Raw genomic sequence first — 12,027 nt, 5'->3', positions numbered from 1 at the left:
CGGGAGCAAGCTCCCTCGCCACAAAAGCAAGCAGGCCTCACTGCGCAGGCGGCTCGGCCGGTTTCGGCGCGAGATCATCGAACAGATTAAGACGCTCGCGCACCTCATGGGCGGGAACAGGCTGCTGGTCCGCCGGCAATGCGTTCGGATCCTCCGGCGCGCCAGGCGTGACCGGCACTTCACCCGGCGCGCCGGCGCCCTGGGCCGGGTCTGGCGCAGGGTCATCGGTTTGCGAACCTTCGATGGCTTTCTGGGCCTTCTTGGTCAACACCACGATATCGATCCGCCGGTTGACCGGGTTGAACGGGTCTTTGCGGTCGAACAGCGCCGAGGAGGCATAACCGACCACCCGCGCCACCTGCTCATCCGGATAACTGCCAGCCACCAGGGCCCGACGGGCCGCGTTGGCGCGATTGGCGGAGAGCTCCCAGTTACCGAAATCGCCTTTGCCAATGAAGGGCTTGGCATCGGTATGACCACTGATGCTGATCTTGTTCGGCACCGCTTTGATGGTGTCGGCCATGGCCAGCAGAATATCTTCGAAATAAGGTTTCAGGCGCGCGCTGCCAGAGTCGAACATCGGACGGTTCTCGGCGTCCATGATCTGGATGCGCAAGCCGTTCGGCGTGATTTCGAACAGGATCTGGTCCTTGAACTTCTGCAGTTCAGGGTTCTCTTCGACCTTGTTCTGCAACTCTTGCAGCAGCAACTCCAGACGCTCGCGCTCGACCTCTTCGGCCATGCCTTCGGCGTCATTGGCGTCTACCGTCGCCTTGTCGGGCTGAGGCTGGGATTCGACTTCAGGGTTGAGGGTGTTTTCCGGCGCCAGGACCGGCGAGCCGCCCAGGTCGATGATGTAAGGCGTGCCGCTTTCGGAAAAACCCACCGGGTCCTTGAAGTAACCGGCGATGGCGATTTTCTGCTCTGGAGTCGCGGTGGACAACAGCCACAGCACCAAAAAGAACGCCATCATCGCCGTCGCAAAGTCGGCGAAGGCGATTTTCCAGGCGCCCCCGTGATGCCCGCCGGCTATGCGCTTGACGCGCTTGATAATGATCGGCTGGTTGTTTTCCATCTTAGCGACCGCGAACCGCTTGTTCTAACTCGGCGAAGCTTGGACGGTGCGCCGGGTACAGGACCTTGCGACCGAACTCCACAGCCAGCGATGGCGGCATGCCCGAGGCCGAGGCCACGAGCGAAGCCTTGATGGCTTCGTAGACATTGAGTTCTTCCTTGGCGTCGTGGGCCAGGGAATGGGCCAACGGGCCAAAGAAGCCATACGCGGCGAGAATACCGAAGAAGGTACCTACCAGTGCCGCACCTACGTGCAGGCCGATAGATGCCTGGTCGCCTTCGCCCAGGGAGGCCATGGTCACCACGATGCCCAATACCGCCGCGACGATACCGAAACCCGGCATGCCGTCGGCGATGCCGTTGACCGCGTGAGACGGGTGCTCCAGGTCTTCCTTGAGGCTGTACAGCTCCATGTCGAACAGGCCTTCGAGCTCATGGGGAGCCATGTTGCCGGACGACATGATGCGCAGGTAATCACAGACGAACGCCGTCATGCGCTCATCCTTGAGCACCGTGGGGTACTTGGCGAAGATCGGGCTGGACGCTGCGTCTTCGATATCCCCTTCGATCGCCATCATGCCTTCGCGGCGGCTCTTGTTGAGGATCTCGTAGATCAGCCCCAGCACCTCAAGGTAGAAAGTGTGGCTGAAACGCGAGCCGAACATGCTCAAGGACTTCTTGAGCACGTGCATCGTCATGTAGCCGGGGTTGGCCTGCAGGAATGCGCCAAGGGCCGCGCCGCCGATGATCAGGACCTCAAAGGGCTGGACCAGGGCGGCAATCTTGCCATGGGAGAGCACGTATCCGCCCAGAACGCTCGCGAACACGACAATGATGCCGATAATTTTAGCCATAGATAGAAAGTACTTATTTAAGTCGGGTTCAAGGTCATATTCGGAAGCTGAAAAATCTCTTCTTCTACTTATCGGCAAAACTGCGCCAGACTATAGCCAGTTCAGGCGAAAAGCCAATTTGCCCCGTTCCGGGCGTAGATACTCCCTATGATGATCGCGTCCAGCCATGGCTAACGAAACGAAGGTTCCAACTCCACGACCGACCACGCTCGAAGGCTGGGTAAAGCTGCTCGAGGGCGTCCATCTGCCAGTGCCCCAGGCCAGTCATGACCTGGTCTGCAAAGCCATTGGCGACAGCCGCCGTTCACTGCGTGACATTGCCGAGCTGATCCAGGACAGCCCCGCCCTGGCGCTGAGCGTCATCCGTGAAGCCAACCACCACACCCATGGCAACTTTGCCGAACCGGCAGAAAATCTCGAAGTGGCCATCAACCGCCTCGGCCTCAAGCGCACCGAAGAATTGCTCGCCCGCCTGCCCTCGTTGCCGGAGCAGCAAATACCCCTCGCGCTGCGCCAACTGCAATTGATCAGCCAGCACGCAACGCAACAGGCCAATGGTTTTTTTGCCAGCCGCCTGGCGCGGTTGTGGCAAGACATCCACTGGGGCAGCCTGTTGTTTCTGTCACCACTCTGGCCGCTGGCCCTGACTCATCCAGGATTGCTGAAAGAGTGGGAACTGCGGGTTGTGCATAAAGGCCAGTCAGCGAACAAGGTGGAGCGCGAGCTGTTCGGCGTCGGCCTGCTGAAAATCTGCCTGGCGCTGGTGGAGACCTGGCGCCTGCCGGTCTGGGTGGCGCAGGGTTACCGCCTGCTGCTCAACGAACGCCGCGAGCTGGTGAAAGTGCTACGCATCGCCCGGGATAGCGAACACCCGCTGCGCCAGCAAAATCGCCTGGACGATGACCCGACCCTGCGGCGCTGGCTAAATCAGCCAGCCAACACGGTGCTACTGGCCAATGGCTTGGCCCTTTCAGCACAACAGGCGTGGGACGGCCCTCACAGTACCCGCTGGCAATATCTCACTAGTTTGTATCTGCAGATGTCCATGGATGACGTCCAGCAGCAATTGCACCAGCAAGCCGTCAACAGCGCCCACCACAACACCATGCCGGACCTCTGGCATCCGGCCGTGGCGTTGATCTGGCCCTGGGGCAGCCGACGCGTCCACCCGGGGCTGCTGCCGGCCGCCCCGCCCAGCGCCGAAGACCTGACTCAGTGGCGCAAGCAATGCGCCGAACTGCTGGTGGAACCGAGCCCGTTCAGCAACGCCATGCACCTGACCACCTCGGCACGGGACGCATTGGTGGCATGCGGCATGCGGCGGGTGATGATTCTGATGGCCGACCGCAGCCAGACCAGCCTGCGCGTGCATCAGATCGCCGGCCTGCCCAAAGAAGCGGCGGCCATGAGTTTTTCCATCAGTCAGAGCAAAGTGTTGCAACGGTTGCAGGCCCAACAAGCCCAGGTTCGCCTGAACCCGGACAACAACGCTCAGTTTTCGGCGTTGCTGCCGCCGGGCCTGCGCAGCCTGTTTCGCGGCGAACACCTGTTGTTGCGTTCACTGACCTGCAACGGCCGGGTGATCATGCTGGTGGCGGTGGACCAGGGCGGCGGGCCCTTCTCGGACGTGACGGTGCAGGCCTTCGGTAAAACCGTGCAGTGTATCGAACGTGCCTTGCACAGCTTTACCAACCGCGGTCGCTGATCTTGATACAATCTTTTCCCTTTGCGCCCCTGGAGACCTCACATGCCTGACTTCTCTGGCTTGCCGCTGGTAATCGAGCCGAGCGACTTGCTGTCGCGCCTCGACGCCCGCGAACTGATTCTGGTGGACCTGACCAGTGCCGCCCGCTACAGCACCGGGCATATCCCTGGCGCACGCTTCGTCGACCCCAAGCGCACCCAACTCGGCCAGCCCCCAGCGCCGGGTCTGCTGCCAGCAAAAGCCGACCTCGAGGCGCTGTTCGGCGAACTGGGGCACAACCCGAATGCGGTCTACGTCGTCTATGACGATGAAGGTGGTGGCTGGGCCGGGCGCTTCATCTGGCTGCTGGATGTGATCGGCCATTCGAACTACCACTACCTCGACGGTGGCTTACTGGCGTGGCTGGACGAAGGCTTGCCGGTGTCCACTGAAGTACCACCGCCCGCCACAGGCCCGGTGAGCCTGACCCTGCACGATGAACCCACCGCCACCCGCGAATACCTGCAAAGCCGCCTCGGTGCCGCTGACCTGGCGATCTGGGACGCACGCGGCCCACTGGAGTATTCCGGCGAGAAAGTCGTCGCAGCCAGGGGCGGACATATTCCCGGCGCGATCAACTTCGAATGGACCGCCGGCATGGATCCGGCACGCAACCTGCGCATCCGCAGCGACATGCCGCACATCCTCGAACAGTTGGGCATCACGCCTGACAAAGAAATCATCACCCATTGCCAGACCCACCACCGCTCTGGCTTCACCTATCTGGTGGCCAAGGCGCTCGGTTATCCGCGTGTCAAAGGCTATGCCGGCTCTTGGGGCGAATGGGGCAACCACCCTGACACCCCCATCGAGCTCTGAAGGTTCTTAAGGACAGTTAATGAAAAACCGCTTGTTCATCCTCAGCCAATACCTGCTCCCCCACCACTTGCTGTCTCGGCTGGCCGGCTGTATTGCCGAATGCCGCGTTCGCTGGTTCAAGAATGCCTTTACCCAATGGTTCGCCAAACGTTATCAGGTGGACATGTCCCAGGCGCTGGTGGAAGACCTCACGGCCTACGAGCACTTCAATGCGTTCTTCACCCGAGCGCTGAAAGAAGGCGCCCGCCCGCTGGACCCAACACCGGGGGCGATCCTCAGCCCCGCCGACGGTGCCGTCAGCCAACTCGGCCCCATCGAGCACGGTCGGGTATTCCAGGCCAAGGGCCACAGCTTCAGCGTGCTGGAACTGCTGGGCGGCGATGCAGCCAACGCAGCGCCGTTCATGGGCGGCGATTTCGCCACCATCTACCTGTCGCCCAAGGACTATCACCGCGTGCACATGCCACTGGCCGGCACCCTGCGGGAAATGGTCTACATCCCGGGACGGATTTTCTCGGTGAACCAGACCACAGCCGAAAACGTTCCAGAGCTGTTCGCCCGTAACGAGCGCGTGGCGTGCATTTTCGACACCGAGCGCGGGCCGATGGCCGTGGTGCTGGTGGGCGCGATGATCGTTGCGTCCATCGAAACCGTCTGGGCCGGCCTGGTGACGCCACCTAAGCGTGAGCTGAAAACCTTCCGTTACGACGAAGCCGCCCGGGCGCCGATCCACCTGGAGAAAGGCGCCGAGCTGGGCCGCTTCAAACTGGGATCGACCGCCATCGTGCTGTTCGGTCCGGACCAGGTGAAATGGGCCCAAGAGCTGGTGGCCGGCTCGCCAGTGCAGATGGGCCAGGGGTTGGCGCTGCCAAAAACCTGAGTCACGCCCTTGGAAGCAGGCCTGCGGGAGCAAGGCTTGCCCGCGATGAACGATAACGCAGTCTGAAAAAGACCGCGGCGCCTGCATCGCGAGCAAGCTTGGCCCCCACAGCACATCCAGCGCGGCGCGCTTCTCTGTCAACTGCTAGAGTTGGAAACATCCCTTTCATTTCCCGCCGGAGCCCATCCACGGCATGAATGAGACCAGCCCTCTCCAGCTTTCGCGCGTTTTGACACCGACACAGTCGCGCCTGTCGTTCTGCGACGCCACGCCGCGCGACCTCAAACGCTGGATTGCCAACCTCCCCAAGGCCAATATCGGCGAAACCGCACGCCTGTTGTACCAGGCCATCGGCGAACTCAACCAACTGCTCACCCCCAGCGATAATCGCCTGCAGCTGCTCGAATTGTTGCGGCCCGAGGTGTATTACGTCTGCAAACACCTGGAGCGGCATTTTTTGCAACAGGCCATCGTCCTGGATGAGCGCTCGCGCAAGATCGTCAACCTCTGCCAGGCCCTGCAAACCCAGTTGGCCATGGGTTACAAACAGATCGTCGCGCGCATCTCGCCGAAATACACCAAGGACCGCGCCCGGCTGCTGAGCACCGCACTGCAACGCGCGATGCATGCCCTGGACGGCACGCTGCTGCGTATCAGCCAGTTGTATAGCCCCGTACCTGAAGGGCTGTGGCTCGATTTGCATCAGTTGTACCGAATCGCCTGCCACCATCGGCTGCAACACCTCAGCGTCAGCGATGAACTGGCCAGCCAGGTGCATCAGTTGAATGTCGAGCAAACCTACGTGGTCGCCCTGCTGCTGGGCACCTCACGCAGCAATCAACTGCGCCAGGGCCAGATTGCGCGACTCGTCGAGGTGCTCGAATCCTGGAGTCAGAAGGTCACGCTGGACCCGGCCGTCACCGCCACGAGCCTGTTCGCCGTTGCACCGCAACTGGATATCGGGCCGCGCTATCGCTCCAAGTTCAGGGCCGAGCAACAGCCCAGCCTGCTGGGTTTCGATCCGCAGCCGCTGGTGCGTGCCATTGCCACTCATCTGGAACAACCCGACGATCACACCTTGCCCGTGCCTGGCGCAATGAACGCCGACACCTTGCATCACCTGCAAGCGGCCTGGGGCGAAGCGGTCGAACGTAGCTTCCAACGCACAGAGGGCAACGGCACGCTGACGCTCTGCGTAGGCATGAGCGCTTTGCACTATTACCTCGGCGGCGAGCGCTCTTTCAGCGAAATCCTGAAGGATTCTGCAACGCGCAAGGCTCGGTTCGAGGCCACACCGACCAAGACCAACGACACCTGGAGCCAGGCTTTCGACGCAGCTGCGGCCGGTGACAGTGATCTGTTGCCTTATGAAGAAATCGAGTATCCGGTCAATCCGGCCGACGACGACGGCGCCAGCTCCGACAACCAGCACCACTTCGCGACCTACGACCTGCCCATCATCAATCACAGCCCCGGCGGTTACTGCCTCGGCTGGCCGAAGGAGGTGCCTGAGCAACTGCAGGCCGGGGAAATGGTCGGCATTCGCGACACTAACGATCAAGCCTGGAGCATCGCCGTGGTGCGCTGGATCAGGCAGGTGCGCAATGGCGCCATGCAAATGGGCATCGAGCTGGTCGCGCCCCATGCACAGCCTTGCGGGCTGCAACTGGTACGGGAGAAGGGTGAGCATGGTCACTACCTGCGAGGGCTGTTGCTGCCCGAGATCAGCGCCATTGACCTGCCACCCACCATGATCGCGCCCCGCCTGCCTTTCCAGGAAGGCCAGCAAGTGCTGATCAACACCAACGGCCAGGAACGCCGCGCCAGCCTGGACCGACGGGTGACCAGCACGCACAGCTTCAACCAGTTTGCTTATCGACAGGAGGATTCAGGGACCAGCGCAGATGGCCACGACAATGAAGGGGATTTTGATTCGTTGTGGAAGTCGCTGTAAGCAACACAGATTCTTGTGGCGAGGGAGCTTGCTCCCGCTGGGCTGCGCAGCAGCCCCAATGCGGTCAACCTGGGGCCCTGAGGTGCCAGATTTCAGGGCCGCTTCGCGCCCCAGCGGGAGCAAGCTCCCTCGCCACAAGTGTGCCCCCCAGAATCGGGGGGTCGAGATCAAAGCTGTCCGTCGCGATCCCTGAAGCCCAGCAGATACAACACCCCGTCCAACCCGAGGGTGGAAATCGCCTGCCTGGCCGACTGTTTGACCAGCGGCTTGGCCCGGAACGCCACGCCCAGACCGGCGATCGCCAGCATGGGCAGGTCGTTGGCGCCGTCGCCCACAGCAATGGTCTGTTCCAGGCGCAGGCCTTCCTTCTCGGCCAGTTCGCGCAACAGATCCGCCTTGCGCTGGGCATCGACGATCGGTTCGACGGCCACGCCCGTGACCTTGCCATCCACGACTTCCAGTTCATTGGCGAACACGTAGTCGATGCCGAGCTTGGCCTGCAGTTGCTTGGCGAAGTAAGTGAAGCCGCCGGACAGGATCGCGGTCTTGTAGCCCAGGCGCTTGAGTTCGGCGAACAGGGTTTCGGCGCCTTCGGTCAGGCGCAAGGAAGCGCCGATGGAGTCCAGCACGCTGACGTCCAGCCCCTTGAGCAGCGCCAGGCGTTCCTTGAAGCTGGCGCGAAAATCCAACTCGCCGGCCATGGCTCGCTCAGTGATGGCCGACACCTTGTCGCCCACGCCGGCGGCCTTGGCCAGTTCGTCGATGACTTCGGCTTCAATCAGCGTCGAATCCATGTCAAACACCGCCAGGCGGCGGTTGCGACGGAACAGCGAGTCCTCTTGGAACGCGATGTCGACGTTCAACTCCTGGGCCACGCTGAGGAATTCGGCGCGCAGCGCCTGGGGATCGGCCGGCTCGCCGCGCACGGAGAATTCGATGCAGCCCTTGCCCTTGTCATCCGGCGTATCCAGCGGCATGCGCCCGGACAACCGGTCGATGTGATCGATGTTCAGGCCGTATTGGGCAGTGATCGAACTGACGCGCTGCAATTGCTCGGCGGTCACCTTGCGGGTCAACAGGGTCACGATATGGCGCGTCTTGCCCTGGCCGTTAACCCAATGCTGGTAATCGGCTTCGGACACCGGGGTGAAACGCACCTGCTGGTCGAGCTTGTAGGCGGTGAACAGGATGTCCTTGAGCACCGACTTGCTTTGTTCGGCGTCCGGGATTTCAACCAGGATGCCGAACGACAGTGTGTCGTGAATCACCGCCTGACCAATGTCGAGAATGTTCACACCACCCTGGGCCAGAACGCCGGTAATGGCCGCAGTCAGACCCGGACGGTCACTGCCAGTGATGTTTATCAGGACGATTTCGCGCAAGGCGCACCCCCGCAGGTGGAAAAAAACCGCATTCTACCCACTTTCAGTGACCATCGGGCACCGTCGGTGCTTTGCCGGTCATGGGCCTGTCGCTATACTGCGCGTCAATTTCACGGACAAAGAGCCGAGCTCAGTGAACCGGCCCACGCCAGTCAAAACCGACAATTTCTTTCTGCTGATCTTCCGTGCACTGCGCCACCGTCGCGTGCCGATTGCATTGCGCATTGCCAGCCATAACGTGATCCTGGTCGCCTTGGCCCTGGTGATCTATGCCTGCGTGATGGGCCTGCAGTTCAAGCAGGCCATGCACGAGCAGGCCGACGCCCTGGGCGAGAGCCTGACCACGCAGACCGCCACGTCCGCCACCGAGCTACTGGTGTCCAACGACATCCTTAGCCTCAACGTGCTGCTCAACAACCTCACCAAAAACAAACTGGTGGCCCACGCCGCCATTTATAGCGTGGACAACCGCATCCTCGCCGAAGCCGGCCAGCGTCCCAAGCCGGGCCTGCTGGGCGAATCCGGCGGTATGTACCAGAGCAGGATCACCTTCCAGGACGTGACCGCCGGGCAACTGCGCATCAGCCTGGACATGGACCAGTTCCAGCAGCCGATGACCATCAGCCTGCAAAGCATGGGCATCCTCAGCGCAATATTGCTGGCGCTGGCGCTGGCCTTGAGCCTGCGCCTGGGACGCCACATCTCTACGCCACTGCTGCAACTGCGGGTCTGGCTGCGGGATATCGACGAGCACACCCCAGCGACCCAGCGCCAGGACGAAATTGGCGATCTGGCTCGACAACTGCACGCCAGCTTCGCCCCGGAACCTGCCCCCGTGCCGGAGCCTGAAGACATCGACTACAGTGACGACGAAGCCGAACCAGGTTTCGAAGTGCGTAACCTGCGGGACCCGGACTTCGACGAAAGCCAACCTCTCCCCGCCTCCAGGCCCGGACCACGCCGCGTGGTCCGCACGGTGGAGGACGATGAAGACGACGATGCTTTCGCCGACCTGCGTGACGACTCAATCGCCGATGAGGCGCAATCGGTCGCCAGACCCGTCGCCTCGGACCTGCCCCAACACAGTGCCGTGCTGGCCGTGCAACTGGGCGCCCAGGACCAACTGCGCCGGCTGCCACAGGCGCGCCTGAAGGAACTGCTTGAGCGTTACCGCGACTGCCTCGACCAGGCCGCATCGCTGTATCAGGGCCAACTGCACACCCTGAACGATGGCAGCACGCTGATGCTGTTCCACACCGAGGACAGCGGTGATGACTACCTCACCAATGCCATTTGCTGCGGTGAGTTGCTCCGAGCCCTGGGACACCAGTTGCAGATCGAAGTCGCCGACAGCGGCATCACCCTGCAATTGCAGTTGGGCCTGACCTTGGGTGACGGGCTGTTCGGCCTGAGCCAGATCGACCTGCTGCTGACCGAAACCGCCCAGGACGCCCTGGCCCTGTCGCAGCACAGCCGCAACCTGCTGCTGGTGGAGCGCAAGATCAACGACGATGCCCTGATCCGTCAGCGCGCCCGTATCCGCCCTATCGCCAGCCCGGAAGGCGCATGCTGCGTCGAGCGATTGATGGAGCCTTATCCCTCAATGCTGGAGCGACAACTGGCGCGGATGCATGAGCGTCAGGCCTGAGCCTCAACACCTGAAATGACGAAGCCCGCAGATGAGTGATTGTCTGCGGGCTTTTTTGTGGCCTTCGCCTACCTCATCGCGAGCAGGCTCGCTCCCACACTGGATCTGTGGCTAGCAGAGGCCCCTGTGGGAGCGAGCCTGCTCGCGATGAGGCCAACATAGACACCCGAGACTGCAACCCACAGAAACAACAAAGCCCGCATCAATGCGGGCTTTGTTTTGCATCCAGTTCAACCATCAGAACCTGAACACTTCCATGTCCGTACGGATCGGCAAGGCCATAGGAATCTTGTCCTTTTCCTTCTCGACCTTTTTGGTCGCTGCAGGCGCCGATTTGCGAGGCACATCTGCGATAGGAGGCTGGTTGGCCAAAGGCTTGAGCGCCACGGACAGTTGCTCGGCAAGACGTTGCAGCAACACACCCTGAGCCTGAACCTGCGCAGCGGTACCGCCGGCATGTTGCTCTTGCAGATGAATGATACGGTTCTCGCGAACCTTGCCGCGACGATCGATCAGGCGCCACTGGGCATCCAGTACCGCCGGTTGCGATTCGCCCGAGTCCAGCCGAGTAATCGACAGCAAGACCTGTACATCCGGGGTAAAGCCCTGGGTGGCTGGCGCAAGTACCACGCGCTGGCTGTCCAGATGCCCGGCGACCTGACGCAGCAACAGCTGATCAATGTCCGACGACAGGCTACCGGCCCAACGACCGTCGGTGGCGGCTTGCAGGCTGCCGTCCGGTTGGCGTTGCAATAGGGTTTCACGTTGCAGGTAATCGGCAATCAATACCGGGCCCAGTAATACCGCCATGCCTGCGCTTTGTGCAGGCTGGGCCGGGTTTCCGCTGTCGAGTTGATACAGCGACACTGGCTGATTGACGCTACAGCCCGCCAGGCCAAGCAGGCCGGCGAGCCACAAAATAGGAAGGCGCAGAGCAGTCATCGTCCCGTCCAGGTGGCAGCCACAAGGCTTACCACAGTGAAAAAAAACTCGGTCAATATGAAGAACGCTCGGCCACGCCGGCGCTTGAAAGGGCCTATCATCCGTGAATATGCGCTCCGACTCCAGCGCGAAAGTGCCGATCTGCGGCTTTTAATCGCAGACCGAGCGCTCTAGCACGCTTAATTGAGGTTTTCGACGAGCAGTGCATCGACCCGCTGAAACCCTCTCGGAAGCTTATTGCCCCGCCGACCGCGTTCACCTTTGTAGTGTTCAAGATCGTCTGCCTTCAACGAAAGCGTACGCTTTCCAGCCTGTAGCACAAGCGTGGCGCCTTCCGGCAACACTGCAATATCCGTGACATATTCCTCACGACTGGCTACCCGTTCGCCGGAAATACCGATGATCTTGTTGCCCTTACCTTTACCCAGCTGCGGCAAGTCACTGATTTTGAAGACCAGCAACCGACCTTCAGTCGTCACTGAAGCCAGCCAGTTGTTCTCACGATCGGACACAGGTCGCGGCGCTATGACCTTGGCGTTATTCGGCAGGCTTAACAACGCCTTGCCCGCCTTGTTCTTGGCTTGCAGGTCCTCACCCTTGACGACAAACCCGTAGCCGGCGTCCGACGCAATAACGTACAGCCCGTCATCATCAGGCATCAGCACGCATTCAAAAGTTGCACCCGGTGGTGGAGTTAATCGACCGGTCAGCGGCTCGCCCTGGCCGCGAG

General features: G+C 61.4%; 10 protein-coding genes. 5 read left to right on the top strand and 5 right to left on the bottom strand.

What is annotated here, in order from left to right:
- Nucleotides 1–37: 37 nt before the first annotated feature.
- On the bottom strand, nt 38–1,075 hold the full coding sequence (gene motB, locus HU811_RS18775; RefSeq protein ID WP_186657420.1) for a flagellar motor protein MotB: 1,038 nt from the start codon (nt 1,073–1,075) through the stop codon (nt 38–40).
- A gap of 1 nt (nt 1,076) precedes the next feature.
- Nucleotides 1,077–1,928, bottom strand: a complete 852-nt coding sequence (motA, locus tag HU811_RS18770) for a flagellar motor stator protein MotA (RefSeq protein ID WP_047227299.1) — start codon at nt 1,926–1,928, stop codon at nt 1,077–1,079.
- A gap of 166 nt (nt 1,929–2,094) precedes the next feature.
- Here motA and HU811_RS18765 point away from each other — a divergent pair, with 166 nt between their 5' ends.
- The 4 genes from HU811_RS18765 (at nt 2,095) to HU811_RS18750 (ending at nt 7,325) form a co-directional block, all read left to right on the top strand.
- Nucleotides 2,095–3,633, top strand: a complete 1,539-nt coding sequence (locus HU811_RS18765; RefSeq protein WP_186657418.1) for an HDOD domain-containing protein — start codon at nt 2,095–2,097, stop codon at nt 3,631–3,633.
- A 42-nt stretch (nt 3,634–3,675) separates the two neighbouring features.
- On the top strand, nt 3,676–4,491 hold the full coding sequence (gene rhdA / locus HU811_RS18760) for a thiosulfate sulfurtransferase (protein ID WP_186657417.1): 816 nt from the start codon (nt 3,676–3,678) through the stop codon (nt 4,489–4,491).
- 19 nt (nt 4,492–4,510) lie between these two features.
- The gene (asd, locus tag HU811_RS18755; protein ID WP_186657416.1) at nt 4,511–5,371 is read left to right on the top strand and encodes an archaetidylserine decarboxylase; all 861 of its coding nucleotides are present in this window, start codon (nt 4,511–4,513) and stop codon (nt 5,369–5,371) included.
- A gap of 193 nt (nt 5,372–5,564) precedes the next feature.
- A complete protein-coding gene (locus tag HU811_RS18750) occupies nt 5,565–7,325 on the top strand; it encodes a cyclic-di-GMP receptor FimW-related protein (protein ID WP_186657415.1) in 1,761 nt (586 codons plus the stop codon).
- Nucleotides 7,326–7,492: 167 nt separating this feature from the next.
- Here the strand turns inward: HU811_RS18750 and serB are convergent, their stop codons facing one another.
- Nucleotides 7,493–8,707, bottom strand: coding sequence for a phosphoserine phosphatase SerB (gene serB / locus HU811_RS18745; protein ID WP_092395722.1), 1,215 nt, complete (start codon nt 8,705–8,707; stop codon nt 7,493–7,495).
- 133 nt (nt 8,708–8,840) lie between these two features.
- Here serB and HU811_RS18740 point away from each other — a divergent pair, with 133 nt between their 5' ends.
- A complete protein-coding gene (locus HU811_RS18740; protein ID WP_092395720.1) occupies nt 8,841–10,355 on the top strand; it encodes an AhpA/YtjB family protein in 1,515 nt (504 codons plus the stop codon).
- Nucleotides 10,356–10,592: 237 nt separating this feature from the next.
- On the opposite strand, the gene HU811_RS18735 is transcribed toward HU811_RS18740, so the two are convergent.
- Nucleotides 10,593–11,297 carry a PqiC family protein gene (locus HU811_RS18735; RefSeq protein WP_092395718.1) on the bottom strand — a complete coding sequence of 235 codons (705 nt, stop codon included), beginning with the start codon at nt 11,295–11,297 and terminating at the stop codon, nt 10,593–10,595.
- A gap of 179 nt (nt 11,298–11,476) precedes the next feature.
- Nucleotides 11,477–12,027, bottom strand: a 551-nt coding sequence (locus tag HU811_RS18730) for a DNA gyrase C-terminal beta-propeller domain-containing protein (protein WP_275944490.1), incomplete at its 5' end; no start/stop codon positions are given.

The sequence above is a fragment of the Pseudomonas tehranensis genome (assembly GCF_014268615.1).
Taxonomy (GTDB): domain Bacteria; phylum Pseudomonadota; class Gammaproteobacteria; order Pseudomonadales; family Pseudomonadaceae; genus Aquipseudomonas; species Aquipseudomonas tehranensis.
Note: the sequence above shows the minus strand (reverse complement) of the source record. Positions and strands in the feature narration are given on the sequence as shown.